The sequence below is a fragment of the Chitinimonas taiwanensis DSM 18899 genome (genome assembly GCF_900119825.1).
Taxonomy (GTDB): domain Bacteria; phylum Pseudomonadota; class Gammaproteobacteria; order Burkholderiales; family Chitinimonadaceae; genus Chitinimonas; species Chitinimonas taiwanensis.
On record NZ_FPKR01000001.1, the window covers coordinates 415793 to 438979 of the forward strand.

The 23187-nt window shown below is 63.7% G+C and carries 23 protein-coding genes; 14 read left to right on the forward strand and 9 right to left on the reverse strand.

Annotated elements, in window-relative coordinates:
• Positions 1 to 918 carry a LysR substrate-binding domain-containing protein gene (locus BT173_RS01875; protein WP_084658074.1) on the reverse strand — a complete coding sequence of 306 codons (918 nt, stop codon included), beginning with the start codon at positions 916 to 918 and terminating at the stop codon, positions 1 to 3.
• A gap of 114 nt (positions 919 to 1032) precedes the next feature.
• Between BT173_RS01875 and BT173_RS01880 the strand changes: the two genes are divergently transcribed.
• The 3 genes from BT173_RS01880 (at position 1033) to BT173_RS01890 (ending at position 3967) form a co-directional block, all read left to right on the forward strand.
• Positions 1033 to 2187: a methionine aminotransferase gene (locus BT173_RS01880; protein WP_072426906.1), complete on the forward strand. Its 1155-nt coding sequence runs from the start codon at positions 1033 to 1035 to the stop codon at positions 2185 to 2187.
• A gap of 42 nt (positions 2188 to 2229) precedes the next feature.
• A complete protein-coding gene (locus BT173_RS01885) occupies positions 2230 to 3048 on the forward strand; it encodes a carbon-nitrogen hydrolase family protein (protein WP_072426907.1) in 819 nt (272 codons plus the stop codon).
• 130 nt (positions 3049 to 3178) lie between these two features.
• A complete protein-coding gene (locus BT173_RS01890) occupies positions 3179 to 3967 on the forward strand; it encodes a transporter substrate-binding domain-containing protein (RefSeq protein WP_072426908.1) in 789 nt (262 codons plus the stop codon).
• A gap of 71 nt (positions 3968 to 4038) precedes the next feature.
• On the opposite strand, the gene BT173_RS01895 is transcribed toward BT173_RS01890, so the two are convergent.
• Positions 4039 to 4854 (reverse strand): rhomboid family intramembrane serine protease, encoded by an 816-nt coding sequence (locus BT173_RS01895; RefSeq protein WP_072426909.1) that lies wholly within the window; start codon positions 4852 to 4854, stop codon positions 4039 to 4041.
• A 181-nt stretch (positions 4855 to 5035) separates the two neighbouring features.
• On the opposite strand from BT173_RS01895, the gene BT173_RS01900 reads away from it, so the two are divergent.
• Positions 5036 to 5875 carry an EI24 domain-containing protein gene (locus BT173_RS01900; protein ID WP_072426910.1) on the forward strand — a complete coding sequence of 280 codons (840 nt, stop codon included), beginning with the start codon at positions 5036 to 5038 and terminating at the stop codon, positions 5873 to 5875.
• A 52-nt stretch (positions 5876 to 5927) separates the two neighbouring features.
• Here BT173_RS01900 and BT173_RS01905 read toward each other — a convergent pair whose 3' ends face one another.
• Complete coding sequence (locus BT173_RS01905; protein ID WP_072426911.1) at positions 5928 to 6317, reverse strand: diacylglycerol kinase; 390 nt, start codon at positions 6315 to 6317, stop codon at positions 5928 to 5930.
• Between the two features lie 202 nt (positions 6318 to 6519).
• On the opposite strand from BT173_RS01905, the gene BT173_RS01910 reads away from it, so the two are divergent.
• From BT173_RS01910 to cueR, 4 genes are all read left to right on the forward strand, one after another.
• Entirely contained in the window at positions 6520 to 6819 is a 300-nt protein-coding gene (locus tag BT173_RS01910) for an Mpo1-like protein (protein ID WP_072426912.1), read from the forward strand.
• Between the two features lie 2 nt (positions 6820 to 6821).
• Positions 6822 to 7547 (forward strand): substrate-binding periplasmic protein, encoded by a 726-nt coding sequence (locus BT173_RS01915; protein WP_084658063.1) that lies wholly within the window; start codon positions 6822 to 6824, stop codon positions 7545 to 7547.
• A gap of 101 nt (positions 7548 to 7648) precedes the next feature.
• Complete coding sequence (locus BT173_RS01920) at positions 7649 to 10042, forward strand: heavy metal translocating P-type ATPase (protein WP_072426913.1); 2394 nt, start codon at positions 7649 to 7651, stop codon at positions 10040 to 10042.
• Positions 10043 to 10110: 68 nt separating this feature from the next.
• Positions 10111 to 10497: a Cu(I)-responsive transcriptional regulator gene (gene cueR / locus BT173_RS01925; protein WP_072426962.1), complete on the forward strand. Its 387-nt coding sequence runs from the start codon at positions 10111 to 10113 to the stop codon at positions 10495 to 10497.
• A 10-nt stretch (positions 10498 to 10507) separates the two neighbouring features.
• Here the strand turns inward: cueR and BT173_RS01930 are convergent, their stop codons facing one another.
• Entirely contained in the window at positions 10508 to 11323 is an 816-nt protein-coding gene (locus BT173_RS01930) for an SDR family NAD(P)-dependent oxidoreductase (RefSeq protein WP_072426914.1), read from the reverse strand.
• Positions 11324 to 11419: 96 nt separating this feature from the next.
• Between BT173_RS01930 and BT173_RS01935 the strand changes: the two genes are divergently transcribed.
• Positions 11420 to 12010, forward strand: a complete 591-nt coding sequence (locus BT173_RS01935) for a TetR/AcrR family transcriptional regulator (protein WP_072426915.1) — start codon at positions 11420 to 11422, stop codon at positions 12008 to 12010.
• A 15-nt stretch (positions 12011 to 12025) separates the two neighbouring features.
• Here the strand turns inward: BT173_RS01935 and BT173_RS01940 are convergent, their stop codons facing one another.
• The 3 genes from BT173_RS01940 to BT173_RS01950 all read right to left on the reverse strand — a co-directional run bounded on the left by BT173_RS01940 (position 12026) and on the right by BT173_RS01950 (position 15850).
• The gene (locus BT173_RS01940; RefSeq protein WP_072426916.1) at positions 12026 to 12673 is read right to left on the reverse strand and encodes a Clp protease ClpP; all 648 of its coding nucleotides are present in this window, start codon (positions 12671 to 12673) and stop codon (positions 12026 to 12028) included.
• 127 nt (positions 12674 to 12800) lie between these two features.
• Positions 12801 to 14237: a pectate lyase family protein gene (locus BT173_RS01945; protein WP_084658065.1), complete on the reverse strand. Its 1437-nt coding sequence runs from the start codon at positions 14235 to 14237 to the stop codon at positions 12801 to 12803.
• A 224-nt stretch (positions 14238 to 14461) separates the two neighbouring features.
• Positions 14462 to 15850 (reverse strand): pectate lyase family protein, encoded by a 1389-nt coding sequence (locus tag BT173_RS01950; RefSeq protein ID WP_084658076.1) that lies wholly within the window; start codon positions 15848 to 15850, stop codon positions 14462 to 14464.
• On the opposite strand from BT173_RS01950, the gene BT173_RS19110 reads away from it, so the two are divergent.
• Positions 15849 to 16064 (forward strand): hypothetical protein, encoded by a 216-nt coding sequence (locus BT173_RS19110; RefSeq protein WP_139255996.1) that lies wholly within the window; start codon positions 15849 to 15851, stop codon positions 16062 to 16064. The two genes, BT173_RS01950 and BT173_RS19110, sit on opposite strands and share 2 nt — an antisense overlap.
• A gap of 192 nt (positions 16065 to 16256) precedes the next feature.
• On the opposite strand, the gene BT173_RS01960 is transcribed toward BT173_RS19110, so the two are convergent.
• Positions 16257 to 17582 carry a dicarboxylate/amino acid:cation symporter gene (locus BT173_RS01960; RefSeq protein WP_072426917.1) on the reverse strand — a complete coding sequence of 442 codons (1326 nt, stop codon included), beginning with the start codon at positions 17580 to 17582 and terminating at the stop codon, positions 16257 to 16259.
• A 253-nt stretch (positions 17583 to 17835) separates the two neighbouring features.
• Between BT173_RS01960 and katG the strand changes: the two genes are divergently transcribed.
• A complete protein-coding gene (katG, locus tag BT173_RS01965; RefSeq protein WP_072426918.1) occupies positions 17836 to 20046 on the forward strand; it encodes a catalase/peroxidase HPI in 2211 nt (736 codons plus the stop codon).
• Between the two features lie 103 nt (positions 20047 to 20149).
• On the opposite strand, the gene nhaR is transcribed toward katG, so the two are convergent.
• The gene (gene nhaR / locus BT173_RS01970; protein WP_072426919.1) at positions 20150 to 21049 is read right to left on the reverse strand and encodes a transcriptional activator NhaR; all 900 of its coding nucleotides are present in this window, start codon (positions 21047 to 21049) and stop codon (positions 20150 to 20152) included.
• Between the two features lie 112 nt (positions 21050 to 21161).
• On the opposite strand from nhaR, the gene BT173_RS01975 reads away from it, so the two are divergent.
• Genes BT173_RS01975 through BT173_RS01985 form a run of 3 tightly spaced genes read left to right on the forward strand, consistent with a single transcriptional unit; the run spans position 21162 to position 23067 of the window.
• The gene (locus BT173_RS01975) at positions 21162 to 21566 is read left to right on the forward strand and encodes an HPF/RaiA family ribosome-associated protein (RefSeq protein ID WP_072426920.1); all 405 of its coding nucleotides are present in this window, start codon (positions 21162 to 21164) and stop codon (positions 21564 to 21566) included.
• 19 nt (positions 21567 to 21585) lie between these two features.
• Positions 21586 to 22032, forward strand: coding sequence for a TerB family tellurite resistance protein (locus BT173_RS01980; protein ID WP_072426921.1), 447 nt, complete (start codon positions 21586 to 21588; stop codon positions 22030 to 22032).
• 51 nt (positions 22033 to 22083) lie between these two features.
• Complete coding sequence (locus tag BT173_RS01985) at positions 22084 to 23067, forward strand: TerC family protein (RefSeq protein ID WP_072426922.1); 984 nt, start codon at positions 22084 to 22086, stop codon at positions 23065 to 23067.
• Positions 23068 to 23187: the final 120 nt, after the last annotated feature.

The window sequence follows — 23187 nt, forward strand, 5'->3', positions numbered from 1 at the left end:
TCATAGGCTTCGCATTGAGGTCCTAATAAATCTGGGTTCGGTACTTGGTTTGGGTCCTTCCAGCCAGTGAGCAAACACCCCCACCGCCTCCACCACCTTTCCCTCCCCCGGCACCACCACCGCATAACACTTCCCCGTCGCCAACACCGGCCCCATCGGTGCCAGCAACGCCCCTTCGGCCAGTTCTTCCTCCAGCAAGGTCACATCGCCCAGCGAGACGCCGAAACCCTGCAGGGCCGCGTTCATCGCCTGGTCCAGGGTGTCGAACAACTGGCCAGAGGCCGGGTTGACCGTGTCGGCGTTGGCGGCGTGCAGCCATTGCTGCCAGTCCTGGCGGTCGCGCGTGGGGTGCAAGAGGGTGAAACCGGCCAGGTCGGCCGGGCAGGCCAGGGGCTTGCCGCTGCGGCGTAGCAGGGCAGGGGAGCAGACGGGGGTCAGTTGTTCCTCGAACAGCAGGCGACCGCCGGGCGGGATATGGGCGCCATAGGTGATGGCGAGGTCGAACGGTTCCTTGCCGAAGTCGATGCCGTGGTCGTGCAAGCTGGTCAGCTCGACCTCGATATCGGGATGGACCTGGCTGAAGGCCTGCAGCTGGCGCAATAGCCAGCGCGAGGCGCAGCTGGGCGCTTTCAGGCGCAGGCGGTTGCGTGCCTCGCGCGCGGCGGCGAGGCCTTTTTCCAGCGTGCCGAGCGCACGGCCCACATAGGGCAGCAGCGCCTCGCCCTGGGCGCTCAGGCTCAGCTTGCGCACTTCGCGGCGGAACAGCGGGTAGCCAAGCTGGGCTTCCAGCTGGGCAATCTGCTTGCTGACCGCGCCCTGGGTCAGGCACAGCTCGCGCGCGGCCAGGGTGAAGCTCAGGTGGTGTGCAGCCACCGCGAAAATCTGCAGACCGTACAAGGGCATCGTGCGCGTGGTCATGGCGTCCTCATGCATGAGAAAAGCTCATTCATGTAGTGACGATAATTCGTTTGTCGCCCGTGGCACAAGGCGCGCTTAATCAGCACGCAATAAAAACGTCACCGGAGATGCGCCATGCCCCGCTTCACGCCCCCGCCGTCCAAGCTGCCCCATGTCGGTACCACCATCTTCAGTGTGATCGGGGCCCTGGCGGCCGAACATCAGGCCATCAATCTGTCGCAGGGTGCGCCCAACTTCCCCTGTGCGCCCGAGCTGATTGCCGCCACCCATGCCGCCATGCTGGCCGGCCACAACCAGTACGCGCCGATGACCGGCCTGCCCGCGCTGCGCGAGGCGATTGCCGCCAAGGCCGCTGCGCTGTACGGGCATGACTACGAGGTGGGCGAGGAAGTAACCGTGATGGCCAGCGCCAGCGAGGGGCTGTTTTCCGCCATCACTGCGCTGGTGCATGCCGGCGACGAGGTGATCGTGTTCGAGCCGAGCTTTGACAGCTATGTGCCGATGATAGAACTGCAGGGCGCACGCGCCGTGGCGATCAAGCTGGCGCCGCCGAGCTTCGCGATTCCCTGGGATGAGGTCGCCGCGCGCATCACGCCGCGCACGCGCATGATCGTGCTCAATAGCCCGCATAACCCGAGCGGCATGGTGCTCAGCGAGCACGATATCGCCGAGCTGAGCCGGCTGACCGCCAATACCGGCATCGTCATCCTCAGCGACGAGGTGTACGAGCATGTGGTGTTCGATGGCCAGCCGCATCGCTCGATCAGCCGCTACCCGGCCCTGGCCGAGCGTGGCGTGGTGGTCGGCTCCTTCGGCAAGACCTTTCATGTCACCGGCTGGCGCGTCGGCTATTGTCTGGCGCCGCGCGTGCTGATGGACGAGATCCGCAAGGTGCACCAGTTCGCCATGTTCGCCGCCGATACCCCGATGCAGTACGGCTTGGTCGAGATGCTGCGCACGCCACAGCATTACCTCGGCCTGGTTGACTTCTACCAGAAGAAGCGCGACGTGCTGATCGCGGCGCTCAAGCCCTCGCGCCTCAAGCTCCTGCCCAGCCATGGCGGCTTTTTTGTGCTGGCCGATTACTCGGCCATCAGCGCCGCCAGCGATAGCGACTTCGTGCAGCAGCTGATTCGCGAGCAGCAGGTGGCCACCATTCCGGTATCGGCCTTCTATAGCGATGGCACCGACCACGGCCTGATCCGGCTGTCCTTCAGCAAGGATGAGGATACGCTGCGCCGTGGCGCCGAGCGGCTGTGCCGGCTGTGATCGCATTAAGCTAGTGCCCTTGTCCCACTACCGAGCGCCCTGATGACCCAGCCCCGCACCCTGACCGCCGCCGCCATCCAGATGCATAGCGGCGCCGATCTGAACGAAAACCTGGCCCAGGCCGGCTATCTGGTCGGCGAAGCCGCGCGCCAGGGTGCCGAGCTGGTGGCGCTGCCCGAATACTTCTACCTGATGCCGGCGGACGAGCGCGAGCGGGTGGCGCTGGCCGAGGACTTCGGCCGTGGACGCATCCAGCAGCTGTTGGCCGACCTGGCACGCGAGCATGGCATTTGGCTATTGGGCGGCACCGTGCCGCTGGCTGGGGCGGAGCCGGGCAAGATGTATAACAGCAGCGTCTTGTTCGACCCGAGCGGCGCCTGCGCGACGCGTTACGACAAGATGCACCTGTTCGGCTACGACGCCGACGATATGCGCTATGCCGAGGCCGACACCATGTCGCCCGGCGCCGCGGTCGCCACTGCTGCCACGCCCTGGGGGCCGTTACGCCTGTCGGTCTGCTACGACCTGCGCTTTCCCGAGCTGTACCGCCAGGGCCCGGCACCCAGCCTGATCACGGCACCGGCCGCTTTCACCCATACCACCGGCCAGGCGCACTGGGAATTGCTGCTGCGCAGCCGCGCGGTGGAAAACCTCGCCTTCGTGATTGGCGCCGGCCAGTGTGGTCTGCACCCGGGCAATAAGCGCACCTTTGGCCATAGCCTGATCGTCGACCCCTGGGGCGAGGTGCTGGCCTGCCGCGCCGATGGGCCTGGCGTGGTGCTGGCCGAGCTTGATCTGCAACGCCAGGCCGAGCTGCGCGCGCGCCTGCCTGCCTTGCAACACCGCCGCCTGGCCAGCTAGCCATGGCCAGCGACCGAACTCCCCAAGGCGGGGCGCCTAGTGCGACCCGCCTGTGTACAGAGGCCCCCAAGGGTCCGCAGCACCGTCCGTTCTGCTCCACGCCACCTATCCAAGTTTCAGGAGAAGCAAGATGAAAGCAAAGCTGTTGCTGGTTCCCGCCCTGTTGGCCGCGTCCTTGAGCGGTTTTGGCGCCGATACCGTGCGCATCGCCACCGATGCGACCTACCCGCCATTCGAATCGGTCGCGCCCGATGGCAAGCTGGTTGGCTTCGAGATCGACCTCGCGAATGCGATCTGCGCCGAGATGAAGGCCAAGTGCGTGATCAGCAACCAGCCCTGGGACAGCCTGATTCCGCAGCTGCAGGTGGGTAAGACTGATGCGCTGGTCACCTCGATGAATATCACCGAGAAGCGCAAGACCTCGCTCGACTTCAGCCAGCCTTACTACTTCATGCAGAACCGCTTCGTGGCCAAGTCGGGCGTGGCGGCCGATATCAGCCCGGCGGCCTTGAAGGGCAAGACCATCGCGGTGCAGAAGAGCACGCCGCAGGAAGCGTTTATCCAGCAGCAGTATGGCAGCGTGGCCACCATCCTGACCTATGTGGATGCCAACGATGCCTTGCTCGAACTGGGCAACGGTCGCGCCGACTACACCTTTGGCAATACTGTGCAGCTGCAGAAGGGCTTCCTCGACCTGCCGCAGGGCAAGGGCTTCGCCTTTGTCGGGCGCAGCTTCGACGGACGCGACAAAGCCTGCGCGCCGTGCGCGCTGCTGGGCGAAGGTGTGGCGGTGGCGGTGAAGAAGGGCAATGGCAAGCTGGCCGAGCGCTTCAGCAAGGCGATTGCCGCGGTCAAACAGAAGGGTGTGTTCCAGCAGCTGCTGAGCAAGCATGGCCTGAACGGCCTGCTCGATAGCTAGGCGCCAGACCGGCCTAGTCACCACACAGCCCGCCGCTTCCTGGCGGGTTGTGTGCATTCAGGGCAGGCGTCTTACTTGGGCGCGGCATCCGTCTCGCGCATCAGTTCAATGATCTGCGCGCGTAGATCGAGCAACTCTGGGTCCTGGCTCTTGGCCGGCCAGCTCAGCCAGGCCAGCACGGCCAGGCCAAGCGGCAGACCGAGCTGTATTGCCCAGCGCCGCTCTGGCGGCTGCAGCAGCGAGAAGGCCAGGGCCGAGCCGAGCAGCAGGCCAAAGGCCGCACCACCCAGATGGCAGGCATTGTCGATGCCCGGCATCACGAAGCCGAACACCAGATTCAGCGCCACCATGCCGACCAGCGAGCCGGTGTGGATGTCTTCCATTTCCGGCACGTTCTGCTCGAGCGCGCTCAGCCAGTGGGCGGCCATCAGCGCCGCGGCCATGCCCATCAGCGCGCCCGAGGCGCCGGCGCTGATCACCAGATCGAGGTGGGCTGGGGTATAGCCGAACAGGCCCTGTTTGCCCGGCACGCGGTGCAGACCATGCCAGAGCGCGCTGCTCAGGCTGGCGGCCAGGCCGCTGCCCAGATAGATGAGCAGGAAGTTGGCGCGGCCGAAATAGCGCTCGATGGCCGGCCCCCAGGACCAGAGCATGAACATATTGAACAGCAGATGCAGCACGCCGATGTGCAGGAACATGCTGCTAAGCAGCCGCCACCATTCGCCGCTCAAGGTCAGCGGCGCCACATTGCCGCCCCAGCGGATGATGTCGATATTCAAGGGCTCGGTCAGGCTGACACCCGAGGCGATCTGGGCGCCGAACAGGCCGAGATTGATCAGCAGGATCACGAGGGTGCAGTAGGGCAGATCGTCGAGGAGGGCGCGCATGGCTTCGGGCTGGATGGGGAATGGGCGGCGATGCTACGCAGCCTGGGCGCCGGCCACAATCGCCGCACGCGTGCTTTAAACCATTGACGGACCAGGCTGGCTGCGGTTGTATGCCGGTCGCATGGCCGGCCCCGTTGCGGGCTGGCTGCTCACCATACCGATAAAGATTCTGAGGAAAACCATGTTGCACCACGTTCGCCCCAGCCCTGGTTGGCTAGCCCGCAAGCTGGATGATGTGCGCGAAACCTTCGTCTGCCTGGGCCTGGCGCTGCGCGATGCGGCCCACCCCAAGCTGGCCTTTCTGTCGCTGGGCACTGGCCTCTTGGCCAGCCTGTTCTGGCTGGCGGTGCTGGTAATCTGGTGGGAGCCGATCTGGCTAGGGGCGCAGGTGGTGGCCACGGCGATTGCCGCCGGCATCGTGTTTACCCTGATGCCGGCTGCCCCCGCTGTGGGTGGTTCGGTGGCGGCCATGGGCAACATTGCTAGCGCCTACGCCCCCTGGCTGCTGGCCATCCAGTTCGGGCCTATCTTCACCGTGTTCGTGCTGGTGGGCGGCTATCTGCTGCTGGTCATGCTTAGCGTGCGCATCCTGCTCGAACTGATGCTGATGACGCGCATTCAGACACGCGTGCTGCGGCGCTACCCCGGGGTTGAACGGGGTGCCGATGCGAGCTTTCGCGCCGGTCTGCGTGACTGGCTGGGTACGACCAGCACCTTCGTGTTCGGTGGTCTGCTCTGCCTGATCGTGCCGGTGCTGGGCGGCGCCTTGTTCTTTGTGCTGGCCAGTTACCTGAACGTGCGCAGCCTGATCAATGATGCCCTGGAGGACGTGGCCAGCGATGCCGAACGCCGCCAGGTGATCAAGGCCAATCGCCTGCGCATGGCGCTGCTGGGTGTGCTGATGTCGGCGCTGATGCTAGTCCCAGTGGTCGGCTTCTTTATGCCGGTGCTCTTGGGTGCGGCCGTGGTGCACCTGTCGGTGCGCGCGCATCTGCGCCTGAAGGCGGGCGAGGCCGGCTAGCCAGGACAGCGCCCACCACGCGGGTGGGCCGGGGATGAAGGCTTGGCGCGGCCTAGCCGTGATTGAACAGCACGATGGCCCAGATGCTGGCCATATTCACCAGGCTGGCCAGCTGGGCGGCGCTGCCCAGGTCCTTGGCGCGCTTGGCCAGTGGGTGACGCTCGAGCGAGGTATGGTCGACGCTGGCCTCGATGGCGGAATTGATCAGCTCGACCACGATGCCGAGCAGGTGGGCGAAGATGATCAGGCCGCGTCCCCAGGCGGGCAGCGGCAGGTACAGCGCCAGCACGATGCCGGCCAGGGCCAAGAGGCAGATCTGCCGGAAGGCGGCCTCGTGCTGCCAGGCGGCGCGCAGGCCATCGAAGGAATAGCCGGTGGCGTTGAGCAGGCGGCGCAAGCCGGTCTTGCCCTTGAACGGGCTTTCTTTGGCGGAATCGCTCATGCGGACTTTCTATCTGGCTAGGTGCCGCGGTGGCGGCGGAATTAGTGCAGCGGGGCGCTAGCTTGCCGGCCCGGCAGTGCCAGGGCAAGCGGCTTGGCCGGGTGGCCAGCGCATCATGGCGCGCGATTGTGACAGCACCGTCACGCAGGGCCTAACATAAAGCCCTTGCCGCCATCGCGGCGCCCGTCGTTGGGAGGCCTGCATGCACTACGCGAGCTTTCGCGCTTTCTATCCCTATTATCTGAGCGAACACCGCAACCCGATCTGCCGGCGCCTGCATTTCGTCGGCAGCAGCCTGGTGCTGCTGGTGCTGGGCTCGGCCGTGTTCAGTGCGCGCTGGCAGTTGCTCTGGTTGCTGCCGCTGATCGGTTACGGCTTTGCCTGGCTCGGTCATTTCCTGTTCGAAAAGAACCGCCCGGCCACTTTCCGCCATCCGTACTACAGCCTGCTCGGTGACTGGCTGATGTTCTGGCAGATACTGACCCGCCGGCTACCCTTTTGACCATGCGTACCTGGTGCCTGCTGCTTGCCTGTCTGCCTGCCCTGGCGGCCGAGCTGCCCACGCTGCGCGTGGCGGTCGGCCTGTTCCTGCCGCCCTATGTGATCCGCGAACAGCATGGTGGACTCGAGTACGACATCGTGGCCGAGGCGCTGCGCCGTAGCGGCTACCGCATGCAGCCGCAATATGTGGCCTACGGGCAGATTGGCACCATGCTGCAACGCCGCGTCGTGGATGCGGCCATGACCCAGAACCCGGCCAGCGGTCTGGATGCCCATTATTCCGAACCGGTGGTGCGCTACCACGACTATGCGATCACGCTCAGCGCGCGCGCCATCAAGCTCGCCAAAGTGTCCGATCTGCACCCGTATTCGCTGGTGGCTTTCCAGAATGCGCATCAGGAACTCGGCCCGGCCTTCGCCGAGCTCACGCGTAACCATCCGCGCTATAGCGAGGCCGGCCAGCAGATCGCCCAGAACAAGCTGCTGTATTCAGGCCAGGTGGATGTGGTGATCGCCGACAAGCTGATCTTCAACTACTACCGCCAGCTTGTGCATGGCGAGGTGGATGCGCGCCAGCCAGTCACCTTCCACCCGTTGTTCGAGCCGATTGCCTATTCGGTAGCCTTCCGCGACCCGGCCCTGCGCGAGCGCTTCAACCGCGCGCTGGCCCAGATGCGCAAGGATGGCAGCGTCGCCCGTATCGAGCAGCGCTACCGGCGTTATTTCTGAGCCCACGCCAAGCGGCGTGCATGCGACGTGCACAAGACGCTTGACCTTGCCATGATGGAAAGGATCAGACTGGCCCTGTGCTAGTGCCAGAGGAAACCATCATGTCCACCACCCCATCTTCGTCCACCGCCATCCAGCTGCCGATTCAGGGTATGAGCTGCGCGAGCTGTGTGGGCCGTGTCGAAAAAGTACTCGCGCGCGTGGCCGGCGTGCGTGCCGTGTCGGTCAACCTGGCCAGCGAAACCGCCAGCGTGGAAAGCGAGGGTCGGCTGGATTTGCTGGCGGTCGAGCAGGCGATCAGCGGGGCCGGCTACCAGCTGGGCAGCCAGGAGATCGTGCTGGCAATCGGTGGTATGACCTGCGCCAGCTGTGTGAGCCGCCTGGAAAAAGTGCTGTCGCGCGTGCCCGGGGTATTGGCAGCCACAGTGAACCTGGCCAGCGAACAGGCGCGTGTGCGGGTGCTGAGCGGCACCGCGCTGGCCAGCCTGGTGCTGGCGGTGCAGCAGGCGGGTTTCCAGGCCAGCCTGCCGCAGACCGCGCCCGAGGCCAGCCAGCGAGTGCTGCCCGGTTGGTGGCCGGCCGCTCTGGCCATGCTGCTGTCGCTGCCGCTTTTGCTACCCATGTTGCTCGAACCGTTCGGCCTGCACTGGATGCTGCCCGGCGTCTGGCAATGGGCGCTGGCCACGCCGGTGCAGTTCTGGCTGGGCGCGCGCTTCTACCGCGCCGGCTGGGCGGCACTGAAGTCCGGCAGCGGCAATATGGACCTGCTGGTGGCCTTGGGGACCAGCGCTGCTTACGGGCTGAGTGTTTACCAGCTGTGGGCCCATGCCGGCCACGCCGGCATGTTGCACCTTTACTTCGAGGCCGGTGCGGTGGTGATCAGCCTGGTGCTGCTGGGTAAATGGCTGGAAGCGCGCGCCAAGCAACAGACCACGGCGGCGATTCGTGCGCTGCAGGCGCTGCGCCCGGCCACGGCGCGGGTGCGCCGTGCCGAAGGCGAGGTGGAGTTAGCCATCGAGATGGTGCAGCTCGGGGATGTGGTGGTGGTGCGACCGGGCGAGCGGGTGGCGGTGGACGGCGAGGTGATCGAGGGCCTGAGCCAGATCGATGCCGCGCTACTGACCGGGGAAAGCCTGCCGGTGCCGGTGCAGCCGGGCGATCGGGTGGCCACCGGCGCCATCAATGGCGAAGGCTTGCTGCTGGTGCGTACCGCCGCGCTGGGCGCGGAGACCATGCTGGCGCGCATCATCCGCCTGGTCGAGGACGCCCAGGCCGCCAAGGCACCGATACAGCGCCTGGTCGACAAGGTCAGCGCAGTGTTCGTGCCGGTGGTGCTGGGCCTGGCCTTGCTGACGCTGCTGGGCTGGTGGCTGGTAGGGGCGCCGATTGAGACGGCGATTCTGCATGCGGTGGCCGTGCTGGTGATTGCCTGCCCGTGTGCGCTGGGCCTGGCTACACCTACCGCCATCATGGCCGGTACTGGCGTGGCGGCGCGCCACGGCATCCTGATCAAGGACGCGGCGGCGCTTGAACATGCGCATGGCCTCGACACCATCGTGTTCGACAAGACCGGCACGCTGACGGTGGGCAAGCCCAGCCTGCATGCGCTGGCCGTGCAGCCCGGCCAGCAGGTGGAGGCGCTGGCTGTGGCCGCCGCCTTGCAGCAGGGTAGCCAGCACCCGTTGGCGCGCGCGGTGCTGGCCAGCGCCCAGGCCAAGAGCCTGCCCCTGCCGGCCGCCAGCGCCCAGCGTGCGCTGCCCGGTCGCGGCGTGGCTGCTACCGTAGCGGGTCAAAGCTATCTACTGGGCAACCGCCGTCTGCTGGAAGAGCAGGGCGTCAGCATGGGCGCGCTGGCCGAGCAGGCTGCGGCGGCCGAAGCGGCTGGGCGTAGCGTGTCCTGGTTGTGGGCCGAAGGCGCATCGGTGGCGATGGCCATGCTTAGCTTTGGCGATGAACTCAAGCCCTCGGCCCGCGCCGGCATCACGCGCCTGCAGGCACTCGGGGTGCGCACCGTGCTGCTGAGTGGCGATAACCTCGGTGCGGCCACAGCGGCTGGCCAGGCCCTGGGCATAGATCGGGTCATCGCCAATGTGCTGCCGGCCGACAAGGCGGCGGAAATCCAGCGCCTGCGCGCCGAGGGGCGCCGGGTGGGCATGGTGGGCGATGGCATCAATGATGCGCCGGCGCTGGCGGCGGCCGATGTGGGCATTGCCATGGGCGATGGCAGCGATGTGGCTATGCACGCGGCCGGTATCACGCTGATGCGCGGTGAGGTGGGTCTGGTGGCCGACGCGCTGGCGATCTCGCGTCGCAGCTACGCGAAAATCCGCCAGAACCTGTTCTGGGCCTTTATCTACAACCTGATCGGCATTCCACTGGCCGCCTTTGGCCTGCTCAACCCGATGCTGGCCGGGGCAGCGATGGCCTTCTCCAGTGTGAGTGTGGTTGGCAACGCGCTACTGCTGCGCCGCTGGCGGCCGGGTGCAAGGGGATGAATATGATTCGTCCCTATGCCCTCCTGCCGGCCGGCGCGCGCCGGCCTGAAACGACGGGGAGTACCGCCATGAATATCGGCAAACTGGCTGAGGCCTCGGGCGTCAGCGCCAAGATGATCCGCCATTATGAAAGCATTGCGCTGATACCGAATGGCGCGCGCAGCAGCGCCGGCTACCGCCTGTATGGCGAGCGCGATGTGCATCTGCTGCGTTTTATCCGCCGCGCGCGCGAGCTGGGCTTCTCGCTTGAACAGATCCGCGTGTTGCTCTCGCTCTGGCAAGACAAGGCGCGCGCCAGCGCCGAGGTTAAACAACTGGCCCAGACCCATCTGGATGAGCTGGATGTCAAGATCCAGGCGCTAAATGAAATGCGCGCGACCCTGGCCGAGCTGGCCGAAGCCTGTTGCGGCGACCATCGGCCAGATTGCCCGATTCTGAACCGGCTGGCCGAGTAGGGCGAAGGCCTTACTGCCGCGTCACGCCAAAGCGCGCAGCGGCGTGGCGGTGCGACAGATTCGGCCCCAGCTGCTGGCGGGCGGCCAGGAATGCTTGCCAGTCGGCGCTATCCGGCAGCGAGGGCAGGGTGACGCTTTCGCCCTGCGCCAGGCCGGCCAGTGCGGCATCGACCATTTCCTCGGCGGCCATCACCATCTGCGCGGGCAGCGCATCCAGGCTATGCCCGCTGCGTTCCCAGATCGCCGTGCGGGTGATGCCGGGCAGCACGGCCTGTACGCGCACGCCGCTGGCGGCCAGCTCCTGCTGCAGGCTTTGCGACAGGCTCAGCACATAGGCCTTGCTGGCGCTATAGGCGGCATTGAACATTTCCGGCGCCAGCGCGACCACCGAGCCGATATTGATCAGCGTACCGCGCCCTTGCGTGCTGAAGTTGGCCGCCGCCGCCGCGGCCAGCCGGGTCAGGGCCAGGATATTGAGCTGCAGCATGCTGTCCACCCGGGCCAGATCGGCCTCGGCCAGCTTGCCGCTATCGGCCATGCCGGCATTGTTGACCAGCATGCTGATGCGCGTATCGCTGCGCAGGCGCTGCTCGACGGCGTGCAGCTCGGCCGGCACAGTCAGGTCGGCCGCCAGGCTGTCTACTTGCACGCCGTACTGGCTACGCAGCTGCTCGGCCAATGCCTGCAAGCGCTCGCCAGCGCGCGCCACCAGGATCAGATCGTATCCTTGGCTGGCCAGGCGGTCGGCATAGATGGCACCGATGCCGCTCGAGGCACTGGTAATCAGGGCGCTGCCCTGGGCAATGGCATTTGGCTGAGTCGACATGGTGCGATTCCTTTTCAGTTAAATGACGAACGTCATGATTGAATTATATGACGATCATCATTTAAAATGTCAAGCATCATCAAACGGAGCAGGACAATGCGTGTCAGCAGGGAACAGGCGGCGGCCAATCGCGAGCGGGTGGTCAAGCTGGCCGCGCAGCTTTACCGGGAACGCGGCTTTGCCGGCATAGGCGTGGCCGACATCATGAAATCGGCCGGTTTGACCCATGGTGGTTTCAGCGGCCAGTTCGGCAGCAAGGAGGGCCTGATGGCGGCGGCCTGTAGTGAAGCGCTGGCGCAAAGCGCGGCCTACTGGGATGCACTGACGGCGGCGGACCCGCAACGCGGTCTGGCCGAGCTGATTTCGCACTATCTATCGCCTGCGCACCGCGATGCGGCCGGGCAGGGCTGTGCGATTGCCGCGCTGGGGCCGGAGCTGGCGCGTGCCGCGCCAGCGGTGCGTAGCGCGGTGACCAGCGGCATCCAGGCCATGCTGGATAAGTTGACCCAGGCGCTGCCGGCAGGCGCCGACCCGGCTCTGGCCATGCAGCTGTATGCGAGTCTGATTGGTACCCTGATGCTGGCCCGCGCGGTGGATGCGCCCGAACTCTCGCAAGCGCTGCTCGAACAGAATCGCGCCGCCCTGCTGGCGCAGATTGCCGCCCTCGCGCCGGACTCGCAGGCCTAGCTCGGCGCGCGTACCTCAGATCGCGTCTTCATCCGCGCGCTTGCGCCCCGGGCGCGGCACCGCTTTCGGCTGCTTGCCTTGCTTGTGCAGCCGGCGGCGGATCTCGTCCGAATCCATCCAGATATCACTGCCCTTGAGAATCTTCTGGATCTCGGCCGGCGATAGAAAGGGGCTACACAGGCGTGCCATGACCTTTTCGAACCAGGCGCTGAGCGCTGCCACCTGGGCCTGCTGCTCATTGCCCTTGCCGGCAAAACTGCCCGAATAGATATGGAACATCAGCTGGCAGTTGTCGTGCACCACGCGCTCTTCGCCGGCCAGGAAGATAAAGGCGGCCATCGAGTAGGCGCGCGCTTCCAGCACGGTGACCACGCGTGCCGAGGAGGCGAGCATATTGTTGATGATCTGCAGGCCGGTATCGAAGTCGCCGCCGGGCGAATTCAGATGCAGATAGATGATGTCGGTCTCGCTGGCGCTGCGCAGCGTGTAGAACAGCTCGGTGTAGTGCTCGGCTTCAAGCAGGCCGCCGCTCAGATAGTAGGAAATCTGCCGTATCGGCAGCTGGCGCTCGTAGCGCACCAGGCCGCGGAAAGGCAGCACGCTTTCATCGAGCGCTTCCTCGCCGGCGCTATTGGCAGGATGCGATGGGGCAGATGCGGGCATGGCGGGCTCCTGAGCGGGGGAATGCACTGCCCAGCTTAGTGCACCGCGGGCCAGGCCGCCCTTGATGCAAGGCAAGCACACTGTCCGCCGTGGGGTGAGCGTCAGCTCACCCCGCTCCACGCTTCGCTTAGCGTACTTGCAGCTTGCCGGCGCCGGCGTTCTGTTTGACCGACTCGCGCACACTGGCGGCCGGCAGCAGCTTGGCCGTGTAGGGCGGTGTCCAGCCGATGGCGCTGCTGAAGCTGCAGCCGCTGTCGCCGCCCAGCTTGAGCGTGACGCCATTCAGCAGTGAGCCGCTGTCGACGATGGCGCCGGTCTTGCTGGACGAGCCAGGGTTCTGGATCACGTCCTTGCAGCTGCTGGCGCCGCTGACCTCGAACACATTGTGCTGGGACAGGATCTTGGCCTTGTAGCCGACGCCGATGCTGTATTTATGCGCATAGACCGGGCGTGACTTCGCGCCTTCGAAGTAGTTGTTGTACAGATGGACCTGGCCGAAACGCACGCGCGGGGCGCGCTCGGCCACATGGCGGAAGTAGTTGTTGTGGAAGGTGACGGTCAGATGGCCGTCATCCTCACTGGCCGAATCGGACGAGCCGATCAGATTGTTCTTGCTGTGCAGCTCGAACAGATTGTTCGACACGGTTACATAGTCAGCGGCCTTCTTCACGTCCAGCGCGCCATCATGGCATTGCTTGGTCTTGCCATTCACCACTGGCGCCAGATCATCGGTGACCGGCGCATCGGTGAAGGTATTGTGGTCAATCCAGACCCGCTTGGCCCCTTCCACCACCAGACCGTCGTATTCCGAGTTCCAGTTGCCGCTCGAACCATCGTTCGGGTCCCATACCGGCGCGATATCGCAGGGGTTCACGATCTGCAGATTACGTACGATCACGTTCTCCACATTGCGGATCACGATGCGTGCATTGCGGATCTGTGCCGAATCGCCCAGGCCGATCAGGGTGGTGTTGCTGGGCAGGCTCAGCGCGTTGCGGGCGGCCTGGTCGCTGCTGTTCTTGAACTTGCCGCCGTTGTCGGCCGATTCCATATCGATGCTGCCATACACCTTGATGATGCGCGGCGCGCTGCTCTTCACCTTCAAGGCTTCCTGCAACTGCCAGGCCGAGCTGACCGTGTAGATGGCATTGCTGGCCGCACCGCGCCCGCCCGTGGTGCCTGCGCCATAGCTGGCCCAGCCGCCGGCCGGTGCGGCTTCGCTGCTGGCATCGGGGCTAGGGCTGGGGGTCGGGGTGGGCGTTGGGGTCGGCGCCGGCGTGCTGGCCAGCGGGCCGACCGCACATTTCTTGGCCTGGCCGGCAAGCGGGTCGCTGCCGAAGCTGGCCGTATCGCACAGCACATTGCCTTGCAGATTCTTCACCACCCATTTGTCCTTGGCGCCAAACGACACCTGGCGGGTCTCGCTGCCGATCTTGCAAGTGCCGGCCTGGTCGGCGCACTTGGAAAAACCGCTGGGCCAATCCTTGGCCTGTGCTGCGCCGCTACCGATGGCCAGCAGCAGGGCGCTGCCCAGCAGCGACAGTGTGTGCGTGTTCAGATGCATGGCAATTCCTTGTGGGTATGATGTGATGAAAAATGACTACGTCATAAATCTAACACGCCAAATAGGAATTACTCTCGATTTGCTGAATATATTTGTAAGTACTTTGTAAGCTACAAGACGCAAGGGGTGGGCGGCATGAGCTGCATCGCCTTGGCCACTGGCACCGGGCAGAAAAAAGCCCGCCATCGAGGATGGCGGGCCGTGCTGCTGCCTGGGCTAAGTGTTTACGCGCACTTCAAGGTTGCCAGCGCCTTGCCGGCACCGGCTACGCTTTTCAGGCCGCTCTTCACGCAGGCGGCCGACTGGGCGTTGTAGGCATAGCCGAGCTTCTCGCGCGGGAAGGTCTTGGTCGAGGTCCAGTCGTCGGCGTTCTTGCTGGGCGAAGAATCGCTGGCCACCCACTTGATGCCATAGCTGCTGAAGTCGGCCGGGCTCATCACATTATTGTTCAGCAGTTCCCAGTAGCCGAGCGCGCTGCTGTCGCGCGAGGTGACCGGGTTCTTGGCGTTCTCGAAGTAATTGCCTTCGACCAGCGCATAGCCGCCCATGCGCACATTCACGCCCGAGGTGGTGATATTGCTGAACAGATTGTTGAGGATGTGCGCGTAGCCGCCGCGCTGCAGCGGCACGCGCGAGCCCATGTTCTCGAACACATTGTGGTGGAAGGTGATCAGGCGCTCAAGCGTATCGCTGTCGCTATACCCGTTCAGGCTGACCTTGTGATGGTCGTGCAGATAGTTGTAGGACACGGTGACCTGGGTGGCGCCCTTCTTGAAGTCGATCATGCCGTCGAATTCGGTATCGCCGGCGCCATCGCATTCCTTGAGCGAGGAGAAGAAGGTGTTGTGATCAACCCAGATGTTTTTCGGTGCGCCGGCGCTATTGCCTTCCACGCCGACGATGTCCGAGCTGCCGCCGCCCGGGGGCAGGCCGATGGTCATATTGCGGATGATGATGTTCTCGGCCGAGCCAACGATATGGATGCCGAAGTTGCCGGCTGAACCATCGGCACCGATCAAGGTGATGTCCTTCATTGGCTTGCCGGACTCACCCTTGAACTCGAGGATCTGGGCGTCGAGCTTGTGCTGAGTGCAGGGGTCGGGAATGGTGGTGAAGTCGAAGCTACCCGCATAGGTGAGCTTGAGCCCGCCCGTGCCGCCGGCCTTCTTGTATTCATCCACCGCGGCCTGTGCCTCGGCCAGCGTCTTCGCCGTGACTACCTTGGCCGGGCTGATCCCAGCCCCGGTGGTGCTGGCACCGAAACCGAATGCGCTGGTTTGCGCCGGGCCGGCATAGCCTGTTGGCGTCGGTGTTGGCGTCGGTGTTGGCGTCGGTGTTGGCGTCGGTGTTGGCGTCGGTGTTGGAGTCGGTGTTGGAGTCGGTGTTGGAGTCGGTGTTGGAGTCGGTGTTGGAGTCGGTGTTGGAGTCGGTGTTGGAGTCGGTGTTGGAGTCGGAGTCGGAGTCGGAGTCGGAGTCGGAGTCGGAGTCGGCGTGGTGCCCGTGCTGGGCGTATCCGCGCCGGATTGGCCAGTCTGGCCTTCTTCGCCGCCACCGCAGGCGGCAAGGCTGGCAATCAGTGCAAGCGACAAGGCGCTGCTGGAGAGCTTGTTCATGATCATTCCCTGTGTTGTTTTGCTGTGCGGCTTGTCCGGTACAGCGCGCCTGGCGCGGCTTGCGTACTTTCAGGCCGGGTGCTGGTTTGGCAATACGTTTCACTCCGTGACCGAGGGCAGCACGGCGCCGCTGCAGGGGCCGCCCAGCGGGCTGACCAGTACAAAGGCATGGCTATCTCAATCGGCGCATGACTATAAAATGATTACGTCATGAAACTTGGCAGGAAAATGCGAATCGCTCTCAAATTGACCAGCACTGTCGTAAGTCTGTCGTAAGTTGTTGTGAACTTAAGACGTCACCCCAGTAGTCAGGCCGCGCTTGCCCGGTAGCAAAAAACAAGGCGGCGGGCGCTGCGTGATGCAGACGCCCGCCGCCATAGGCGACAAGGGATCAAGCGGTGCCGGCTCAGGCCCGCGCTGGTGCGACAGGCAGCAGGGCGTCTGGCGCTGGCGGACTGTCGGCTTCCTGCGTGGCGGGCAGCTCGCCATTCAGCGCCGCCTGCATCTGCTCGGTATCGAGCGCGTTCTCCCACTTGGACACCACCACGGTGGCCACGCCATTGCCGATGATATTGGTCAGCGCGCGGCATTCGCTCATAAAGCGGTCGATGCCGAGGATCAGGGCCATGCCGGCCACCGGCACGCTAGGCACCACGGCCAGCGTGGACGCCAGGGTGATGAAGCCGGCGCCGGTAATGCCGGAAGCACCTTTCGAGGTCAGCATGGCGACCAGCAGAATGGCCAGCTCCTGGCTTAGCGTCAGGTCGGTATTGGTGGCCTGGGCGATGAATAGCGCCGCCATGGTCATATAGATATTGGTGCCGTCCAGATTGAAGGAATAACCGGTTGGCACCACCAGGCCCACCACCGGCTTGGCGCAGCCCATGCGTTCAAGCTTCTGCATCAGCTTGGGCAGGGCGCTTTCCGAGGAACTGGTACCCAGCACGATCAGCAGTTCTTCGCGGATATAGGCAATGAACTTGAGGATGGAGAAGCCGCAAGCACGGGCGATGGCACCGAGGACCACCAACACGAACAGCGCACAGGTCAGGTAGAAGGTGCCCATCAGCTTGGCCATGGGCAGCAGCGAATCGATGCCGTACTTGCCGATGGTGAAGGCCATCGCGCCAAACGCGCCGATCGGGGCGATCTTCATGATCATATTGACCATGCCGAAGATCACCTCGGACAGGCTTTCAATCGCCTGCAGTACCGGCTTACCGCGTGCACCCAGCGCTGACAGCGCAAAGCCGAACAGCAGGGCAATCAGCAGCACCTGCAGGATATCGCCCTTGGCAAACGCATCCACAAAGGTGGTGGGGATGATATTGGTGAGGAATTCCACCGTGGACATCGCCTGCGCCTTCTCGGTGAACTTGGCCACGCTGCTGGCGTCCAGCTTGCTGACATCCACATTGAAGCCATTGCCCGGCTGGATCAGGTTGGCCACCACGAGGCCAATGGCCAGCGCGATGGTGGACACGATCTCGAAGTAGATCAGCGCCTTACCGCCGACCCGACCGATCTTCTTCATATCCTGCATGCCGGCAATGCCAGCCACCACGGTGCAGAAGATGACCGGCGCAATGATCATCTTGATCAGCTTGATGAAGCCATCGCCGAGCGGCTTCAGGTCGACACCGAGCTTTGGCTCTAAATGCCCGAGCAGCACCCCGGCAATGATGGCGAACAGCACCTGCACGTACAGGATTTTGTAGAACGGTTTCTTCACTTTGCAGCTCCGCTAGGCATTCAGTCTGGAGTGGATGCTCTAGTCTTATGGCTAGCGGAACAATTGTTGGGTGCCACATGCGGGCCGCCACAGGCCAGGCATGTGGTGCGGCACAGGTCTTGGGCCGCAGTCACGCCCTATCTGAATCGGCAAAAGGCTATCAATAGTATTGTTTTATTTGATTTGCACTATCGATAGCCAAATTGCAGACTGGCCTCAGCCGATCTGGTGCCAACTTTTCAAGGAGAAAACCATGTCAAACGAAGCAAAATGCCCATTCTCGGGTGGCGCGCCCAAGCAGGTTCAGGCCGCTGGCCCTAGCAATGCCGACTGGTGGCCGAATCAGCTCAATCTGAAGATACTGCACCAGCACTCGCGCGAGTCGAACCCGTACGGCGCCGACTTCAACTACGCCGAAGCGTTCCAGCGCCTGGACCTCGATGCCGTGGTCAACGACCTGCGCGCACTGATGACCGATTCGCAGGACTGGTGGCCGGCCGACTGGGGCCATTATGGCGGCCTGATGATACGTATGGCCTGGCACTCGGCCGGTACCTACCGCACCCATGATGGTCGAGGCGGCGCGGGCACCGGCAATCAGCGCTTTGCCCCGCTCAATAGCTGGCCCGATAACGGCAACCTCGACAAGGCACGCCGCCTGCTGTGGCCGATCAAGCAAAAATACGGCAGGTCGCTGAGTTGGGCCGATCTGATGATTCTGGCCGGCAATGTCGCGCTCGAATCGATGGGCTTCAAGACCTTTGGTTTCGGTGGCGGCCGTGAAGACATCTGGGCACCGGAAGAGGATATCTACTGGGGCGCCGAGACCCAGTGGTTGGCCACTAGCGATAAGCCAAACAGCCGCTACTCGGGCGACCGCCAGCTGGAGAGCCCACTGGCCGCCGTGCAGATGGGCCTGATCTATGTGAACCCGGAGGGGCCGGACGGCAAGCCCGACCCGGTCGCCTCGGGCCGCGATGTGCGTGAAACCTTTGCGCGCATGGCTATGAACGACGAGGAAACCGTTGCCCTGGTGGCTGGTGGCCATACCTTCGGCAAGGCGCATGGCGCGGGGCCTGCATCACATGTGGGTCCGGAGCCCGAGGCTGCGCCGCTGGAAGCCCAGGGCCTGGGCTGGCTGAGCAGCTATGGCTCGGGCAAGGGCGGCGATGCGATCACCAGCGGTATCGAAGGCGCGTGGAAGCCCAACCCCACCCGGTGGGATAACGGCTACTTCGACATGCTGTTTGGCTATGAGTGGGAACTGAGCAAGAGTCCGGCCGGTGCACACCAGTGGACGCCGAAGAACTGCAAACCCGAACACCTGATCCCGGATGCGCACGACCCGAGCAAGAAGCATCCGCCGATGATGACCACCGCCGACCTGTCGCTGCGCATGGACCCGGCCTACGAGAAAATCTCGCGCCGCTTCCACCAGAACCCGGCCGAGTTCGCCGATGCCTTCGCGCGCGCCTGGTTCAAGCTCACCCACCGCGATATGGGCCCGCGTGTGCGCTACCTGGGCAAGCTGGTGCCCAAGGAAGAACTGATCTGGCAGGACCCGCTGCCCGCGGTCGACCACCCGCTGATCAATGAGCAGGACGTGGCGGCGCTGAAGGCCAAGATTCTGGCTGCCGGTCTGTCCATTCCGCAGTTGGTCGGCACGGCCTGGGCCTCGGCTGCCTCCTTCCGCGGCAGCGACAAGCGCGGCGGCGCCAACGGTGCGCGCATCCGCCTGGCGCCGCAAAAGGATTGGGAATCGAACCAGCCAGCTGAACTGGCCAAGACCCTGCAGGCGCTGGAGGCGATCCAGCGCGATTTCAATGCCGCGCAATCGGGTAGCAAGCGTGTGTCGCTGGCCGACCTGATCGTGCTGGGCGGTGCCGCCGCGGTGGAAGCCGCCGCCAAGCAGGCTGGCGTTGCGGTGACGGTGCCGTTCACGCCAGGGCGTACCGATGCCACACAGGCACAGACCGATGTCGAGTCGTTTGCGGTGCTGGAGCCGGCCGCAGATGGCTTCCGCAACTATCTGCGCAAGGGCCTGGAAGGCGCGGCGGCCGAGCTGCTGTTGGACAAGGCCCAGCTCTTGACTCTGAGCGCACCGGAAATGACCGTGCTGGTGGGTGGCCTGCGTGCGCTGAATGCGAATGTCGGCCAGGCACAGCACGGTGTCTTCACCCAGCGCCCCGGCACCTTGAGCAATGACTTCTTCGTCAACCTGCTGGACATGAACACGCGCTGGCAGCCGTCCGCCAGCAATGCGGGTGTGCTGGAAGGGCGCGACCGGGCCAGCGGCCAGCTCAAGTGGACCGGCACGGTGGTGGACCTAGTGTTCGGCTCCAACTCCCAGCTGCGTGCACTGGCCGAGGTCTACGCCGCCAGCGACGCCCAGCAGACCTTCGTGCACGACTTCGTGGCGGCCTGGACCAAGGTGATGAATCTGGATCGCTTCGACCTAGCCTGAATCGCGTCCAGCGCGAAGCACGGCCAACAAAAAGCCCACCTTTGGTGGGTTTTTTGTTGGCCCTAGGAGGGGAGGGTCTTGCATACCGTGCCGCCAAGCTGGGTCAGGCAAACAAGGATGCACGCGCCTGCTGGGTGACCGCCAGTACCGCCGGGTGCGTCAGCCGGCGCTCCACCGAGATCGCATAGAACTGTTCGGTGAGTTCATCAATGCGGCCGAGTATGGCCAGCTGATATTCGTGACAGATTTCATCCGCCAGGATCGTCGGCACGGCGAAGCAGCCCATGCCGGCTTTGCCAAAGGCCTTGAGTAATGCGCCATCGTCGAATTCTGCCACCACACGCACGCGTAGGCGGTGGCGTTCCAGCCAGCCCTGTAGGCGCGGGCGGATGGCGGCGTCTGCTCCCGGCATCAGGAAGGGCGCCTGCTGCAAGTTGTGGGGAAAGTCGCCACTGAGCTGTGCGCACAAGCTGGGCGTGCCCACAATGCACAGACTACTCTCGCCCAGTAGGTGGTTGAAGGCGCGCACATTGCTCTCGGGCGGCAGGGGACGGTCGGCAATCACCAGATCGAGTTGGTGCGTAGCCAGGTCGCCCAGCAGCTGGATCAGCTGGCCTTCGCGGCAAATCAGCCGCAGTGCCTGTGGGCTGTGAAACGCGGGTTGCAGCAGATGGTAGGCCACGGTCTTGGGCACCATATCGCCAATGCCAACCCGAAACTGCTGGGGAATGCCATCGGGGTGATTCTGCAGCACATCCTGCAATTCCTCGCCCAAGTGGAAGATCTCGTCCGCATAGCTGAGCGCCAGGCGGCCCGATTCCGTCAGTTCCAGACCGCGACCACGTTTACGCAGCAGCGCGGTGCCCATCGCTTCTTCGAGCAGCTTGAGCTGGCCGCTGATGGCCTGGGGCGTGACATGCAGCTGCTCGCCCGCACGCAGCACACCACCGTGTTTGACGACCATCCAGAAGTAGTACAAGTGCTTGTAATTCAAGCCACTCATGAACTTTTCACTTCCGATAAAGTGAATGATTAAGAAAGTTTATACGATTTTTATTGGTTTCATCTTGCCCCTAGACTGAGTTCTCCCAGCTTGATTACGTCAGGAGCACAGCATGAAAACCGACATTCGGGCACATAACTTCACTTTGAGCCCTGCCTTGCGTTACCACGTGAACCACCGCTTGGCGATCAGCCTGCGCCGCCATCGAGATCGGATTGCGCGGGTTAGCGTATGTCTGGCGGACATCAATGGGCCACGCGGTGGCATCGACAAGCACTGCCAGATCCAGATCACGCTTTTCCACCTCCCGGAAGTGCTGATCGAGGATGTGGAGGGCGATATGTATCAAGCCATTTCGCGTGCGGTCGATCGTGCAAGCCGGCTTGTGGCACGGCGTATCGAACGTGCTCACGACCAGCTGGCCAGCCATGTCGACAGCGACTTCCTGAACATCGAGGCGAGCCTGTGGCAGCCCGCCACCATGACCTCGTCAGCGCCAACCCATCGGTCCGTTTGAATCCATTCAAGGAGCCATCATGCGTCACTACCCGAGTAATAGTGTGCAGGCAGCCGGTCGCCTGATTGCCCTAGCCTTGCTGGCCGATGGGGGGCTGGATGCCTCGGAGCTGGCTGCGCTGGAACGCAGCAGTGTGCTGGAGCGCCTGGGCATCAGCGCGGCAGCGTTTCAGCAGGTCTTGCTGGAGCTGTGTGACGACGCCATGCAATACGGCGATTGGCCGGGCATGCAGCAGATCGCCGGCGATCCCGCAGTCTTGGACCAGTTGCTGGATGAGGTCACTGACTCCGATATGCAGCTCGCGCTGCTAAGGGCCATGCTGGATGTCGTCGATGCCGACCGATACCTGAGTGGCGGCGAGCGCACGCTGATCACGCGCGCCATGCTGTGCTGGCACGACCGCTTACTCAGCGACATGCCGCCGCTTGCGCGTATTACCCGCGTGCATACCGCCCATGTGAATTGATGTTAACGCCCTAGGCCGGCCTTTGGCTGGCCCAGGGTAGGGAGCGAGAAAATGGACATCCTGCTGACCTTGTGGCTGGGTAAGCCAGCCTGGATGTGGATCGCCTTTTTGGCGATGGTGCTGGCCCTACTGGTATTCGACCTTGGCGTGCTCAATCGCAAGAATCAGGAAATCGGTGCCGTACAAAGCTTGAAGCTCTCGGCCTTCTATATCGCGGCCGGCCTGCTGTTCGGGCTTTGGGTTTGGCATATGCTCGGCGCCACGGCAGGCATGCAGTACTACACCGGCTTTTTGATTGAAAAGAGCCTGTCGCTGGACAATGTATTTGTCATCTCGCTGATCTTCACCTACTTCGCCGTACCCAGGGCCTATCAACACCGCGTGCTGTTCTGGGGCATTCTGGGGGTGATCGTGCTGCGCGCCATCATGATCGGCTTGGGCGCGACGCTGGTTGCCCAGTACTACTGGACGCTCTACCTGTTTGGCGGTTTCCTGATCCTGACCGGGCTGAAAATGCTCTTCATGCCCGAGGGCGACACCAATCTGGCGGATAACCTCATATTGCGTTTCCTGAAGCGCCATCTGCGCGTTACCGACAAACTGCATGCGCAGCAATTCTTTGTCCGCCTGCCCGTATCAGAAGGCAGCACGCAAACCGTGTGGTGGGCGACCCCACTCTTTCTGGCGCTGTGCATGGTGGAACTGGTCGACCTCGTGTTCGCCGTGGATAGCGTGCCGGCCATCTTCGCCATCACCACCGACCCCTTCATTGTCTACACCTCGAACATCTTCGCCATTCTGGGCTTGCGCGCGCTCTACTTTGCCCTGGCGGCCGTCATCCACCGCTTCCATTACCTGAAGTACGCGCTGGCGCTGGTACTGGTGTTTATCGGTTCGAAGATCTTCCTGGGCGACTTCGTGTTTGACGGCAAGGTACCGGCCACACTGTCTCTGGCGGTGACTTTTGGCCTGCTCAGCGCTGGCGTACTCTTCTCGCTCTGGAAAACGCGCAATACGCCGATGGCAGTGAGGTAAGCCTTGCGGCCTCTGGGCGCAAAAAGGAATAACGACCGCGGGGTGCTCGACCACCTGAGGCTCATCAAGCCGATGACCGAACAGCTGCATTCAAGGCAAAACAAACAGGGGCGGATTCCT